General features: G+C 34.2%; 3 protein-coding genes and 1 riboswitch. All 3 genes read right to left on the bottom strand.

Features of this window, described 5'->3' with window-relative positions:
• Positions 1–334: 334 nt before the first annotated feature.
• Complete coding sequence (locus tag BM212_RS12045) at positions 335–1,522, bottom strand: SAM-dependent methyltransferase (RefSeq protein ID WP_198033980.1); 1,188 nt, start codon at positions 1,520–1,522, stop codon at positions 335–337.
• A 264-nt stretch (positions 1,523–1,786) separates the two neighbouring features.
• Positions 1,787–2,980: a methionine adenosyltransferase gene (gene metK / locus BM212_RS12040; protein ID WP_091898764.1), complete on the bottom strand. Its 1,194-nt coding sequence runs from the start codon at positions 2,978–2,980 to the stop codon at positions 1,787–1,789.
• Positions 2,978–3,063: riboswitch (SMK box riboswitch) on the bottom strand. It overlaps the preceding gene by 3 nt.
• Before the next feature lie 107 nt (positions 3,064–3,170).
• Positions 3,171–4,343, bottom strand: coding sequence for an IS256 family transposase (locus BM212_RS12035; protein WP_091898762.1), 1,173 nt, complete (start codon positions 4,341–4,343; stop codon positions 3,171–3,173).
• Positions 4,344–4,444 lie beyond the last annotated feature (101 nt).

The raw sequence follows: 4,444 nt of genomic DNA, 5'->3' as shown, positions 1-4,444 counted from the left end.
ATATTTTATTATTACTTAATCCAACTGATGTGTTTTTAGATTCTTCATAGATTATTTCACTAATTCCAATTGTTAAATTAGTTTGATTATAATCAGCTTTTGAATCCATGTCAACACTATTTATCAGGAGTTCATGTGAAAACTTTATACAAGTTGGTAAAAGGTCAATAAGTTAAAAATTTGAGCAGTTTGCAGTTCTCAAATAATAAATTCTTCATATTCTCAAAATATTATAAAAATATGCCCTCAAAGTTACTCACACAACTTTGAAGGCATATTCTTATAGTTTTTCTTTTTTATAGGCTAGTTTAAAACTTTATAAGAAATATAAGTTTTATCTAGTCATTGCTAGAGTGTTATTAACTCCATTGGTGAAAACTATTTGATGTAAATCAATTCCCCCTACATTAAAGTTAGCTGCACATGCAAGTAAATATAATCCCCACATTCTTACAAAACGTTCATCGAACATCTCTTTAACAGTATCTTCTTCTTTAGTAAAGTTATCATGCCAACAAAGTAATGTTTTAATATAATGTCTTCTTAGACTTTCAACATCAATTACATTAAAATCTCTGTCAACACCTTTAAATATTATTTCCCTTAGGCTCGGTATAACTCCACCTGGAAATATATATTTATCTATCCACTTGTCTGTTCCACTTTCTTTGCCACCACTTATGAAGTGTAATAAAAACACTCCTTTTGTTTTTAATACAGCCTTTACATTGTCTAAAAACAAACCATAATTTTTCATTCCTACATGTTCTATCATGCCTACACTTACTACTCTATCAAATAATAGTTTTGAATCTTTAAGATCTCTGTAATCCATCAATTTGACATCTAACCGATCCTCAAGACCTTCTTCTTCAATTCTACTTTTAAATCCCTTGTACTGTTCTTGACTTAATGTGATGCCTGTTCCTTTTATATTGTATTTTTTAGCCGCTACTATTAACAAGTCACCCCATCCACATCCAATATCTAGTAAAGACATACCATCTTTTAATTGTAATTTATTAATTATGTGATTTACTTTATTAGATTGGGCTTGATAAAGAGTGTCATCTGGATTTTTAAAATAAGCACAAGAATAATTCATAGTCTCATCTAACCATAATTTATAAAAATCATTTCCCAAATCATAGTGTGATTTTACTTCTTGATCTTGCTTTTCCTTGGATACATCATTTCTCCTAGGTTCATTTTTTTCTAATGTTTTAATTTTTTCCAACAATTCTTTTCTTATGTGCATTATCATACTAAGGCATTTGTAAAGATCTCCTTCCACTTCTATTTTCTTGTCCATATATGCTTCACCAAGTACTATAGATGGATCTTTTAAAAAATCTTTTTTGTTAAATGATTCATTTAATATAATTGTAAACCCTACTTCTCCCTCTCCAACTTTTATTTCTTCTTTTAATTTGTCATTAAATACTATTTTAAAACTCTCTTCGAATAATTCTCTAGGATAAGTATCGAGAAATTTTTTTACTGCCATTTTTTCTACTAACAATTATTTCACTCCTTATTTTTACAAGACTATTAATAATTTACCCAATTATATGGACTTTATCCAGTTTAGTCAAGTCCATAATCCTGTGTAAAATACTATCTATGTCTAACTTAATATTTGTAACAAACACTTTCTTTAGTCTTATTAACCATTTCATAGTTTATCGGATTTATATCCGTAAATACAGGAAAGAAAGTTGAAGATTCTGTGAACCAATAAATAAAAGGTTATCTTCAATATATGCAGATGACCTTTTCGTTTTTATTATTGATTAATTTCAGTTAATAGTTCTTCTACTTTATCTGTCTGTTCCCAAGTAAAAGCAACATCCGTACGCCCAAAATGGCCATATGCTGACGTGTCTTTAAAGACTGGTTTTGTTAAGTCTAAATCTCTAATAATTCCAGCCGGTCTTAAATCAAATACTTTTCGAACTGCTGCAATCAGTTTTTCGTCTGATACTTTACCCGTTCCAAAAGTTTCAATTGCTATCGATACCGGATGAGCGACACCAATTGCATAAGCTAATTGAATTTCTGCACGGTCTGCTAGATCAGCGGCAACAATATTTTTTGCGATATAGCGTGCAGCATAACTTGCTGAACGATCAACTTTTGTTGCATCTTTTCCAGAGAATGCTCCTCCACCATGTCGAGCAGAACCACCGTAAGTATCTACGATAATTTTACGACCTGTTAAACCAACATCTCCTTGAGGTCCACCAATTACAAATCGGCCTGTAGGGTTGATATAGTATTTTGTATCTTCGTCTAACCATTTAGCTGGAATAACTTTCTTAATCACTTCTTCTTTAACACCTGTTGAAAGCTCCTCGTAAGTAACAGCAGGATGATGTTGGGCACTCACAACTACTGCGTCTACTCGCAATGGATTACCAGCTTCATCATACTCGACGGTTACTTGTGCTTTACCATCTGGTCGTAAGAATGCTAACGTACCATCTTTACGTACAGCTGCTAAACGACTCGCTAATGCATGACTCAGTGAAATCGGTAATGGCATTAATTCGTCTGTTTCTTTTGTCGCGTAACCAAACATAATTCCCTGGTCACCTGCACCAATTTTATCTAATTCACTTTGTTCATCAGTGTTTTTATATTCTAACGATTGATCGACTCCACCAGCTATATCTTCTGATTGTTCATCCATCGCTACAATGACTGCACAAGTTTCGGCGTCAAACCCATATTTAGCACGCGTATAACCGATGTCTCGTACCGTCTCACGAACCACTGATTGAATATCAACGTATGCTTCGGTGCGGATCTCTCCTGAAATAAATACAAGTCCTGTTGTGACAACTGTCTCACATGCAACACGTGAATTTGGATCTTTCTCTAACAATGCATCTAAAATCGCATCACTAATGCGGTCAGCCATTTTATCTGGATGTCCTTCAGTAACGGATTCGGATGAAAATAATCTTTTTTCTATCATATTCTGTGTTCCCCCTATTTTGTTTCGGTTACAAGGCTTCCGGCACGGATGTGACGTCCTATCGGGAATCAAATGTAAACCTCCACTATTTTAACACAGGCTAAAGTCTATTTCACTCTTTTTCATAAGATTTCTTATGATTATTGTCCATAATCCTGTGTAAAATACTATACAACGTTTCTATTGTTTCTTACTTGCTAAAATTTATATACTTTCTTGTAGAACTAATCCATTCTTCATGCAGGTCCATAAGAACTGCCCCAATCAATCGATTGGCTGAAGCATGATTTGGAAAGATTCGAATGATCTTTTCTCTTCTGCGAACCTCTTGGTTTAATCGTTCAAGAAGATTGGTACTTTTTAGTCGATTGTGGGAGTTACCTAGGACAGTATATTGAAAGGCATCTTCGAAGCCATTATCTAAGGTCTCGCAAGCTTTTGTGTATTTCTTTTGGTCGTAGTATTCTTCAACCAGACGATTTTTAGCTTCTCGTGCTAAATTAATATCCGTAAACTTGAAGATAGCTTTTACAGCTTCTCTAAAAGGTTTAGAATTCTTCTTAGGAATTGTTGTAAAGATATTTCTTAAGAAGTGAACTTGGCATCTCTGCCAACTTGCGTTGGTAAAGGATTTACGAATCGCAGATACTAAGCCTTTATGAGCGTCAGAAATAACGAGTTCTACACCTTGTAATCCTCTTTCTTTTAAGTATTCAAAGAAGTTAGACCATGTGTTATCACTCTCTTCATTTTGAATCATGAAGCCAATAATTTCACGATCGCCATCTTTGGTTATTCCAATCGCAATGTGACAACTCTTAGAAAGTACTCGATTATCTTCTCTAATCTTTATGTACAGGACATCAGTCATCAAGTAAGGATAGTTTATATCTGAAAGCGATCGATTTTGCCATTCATTGACCAGAGGGTCTAACTGTTCAGTCAGACTAGAAACAAAGGACTTAGAAACTGATTTACCACATAACTCCTCAACAATCTTAGAGACTTTACGTGTTGAAATGCCTGAAACATACATCTCAAGCATTGAAGCAAGCAGCGCCTTTTCATTTCGCTGATACCGCTCAAACACCGTCGGTGAAAACTCACCATCACGTGTTCTAGGTACTCTTAATTCAAGTGTACCAACGCGAGTCGTAAAGTCACGCTCGTAGTAGCCATTTCGTTGACTCTGACGACTTTCAGATCGTTCATAGTCATCAGCTTTAATGTATTCTGTTCGTTGGTTTTCCATCAACTGATTGAAAACTGTCGTTAAAATATTTTTAGACACATCATCTTTAACGGAATGTTCAATAATACTTTGAACCTCTTCGTTGTTCAGTGTAAAATGTACTTGGGTCATGTAAAGTCCTCCTGGGTATGTTTTTAATGGTTAAAAACATTGTACCGTAAAAGGGCTGTTACATGGCCTTTTAACTTTTACACAATTATATGGACTTTATC

Origin of the sequence: Marinilactibacillus piezotolerans (genome assembly GCF_900114235.1) — a bacterium.
In the GTDB taxonomy this organism is placed as follows: domain Bacteria; phylum Bacillota; class Bacilli; order Lactobacillales; family Carnobacteriaceae_A; genus Marinilactibacillus; species Marinilactibacillus piezotolerans.
The sequence above is the reverse complement of the archived record's forward strand: the minus strand, read 5'-3'. Positions and strand labels throughout refer to the sequence as shown.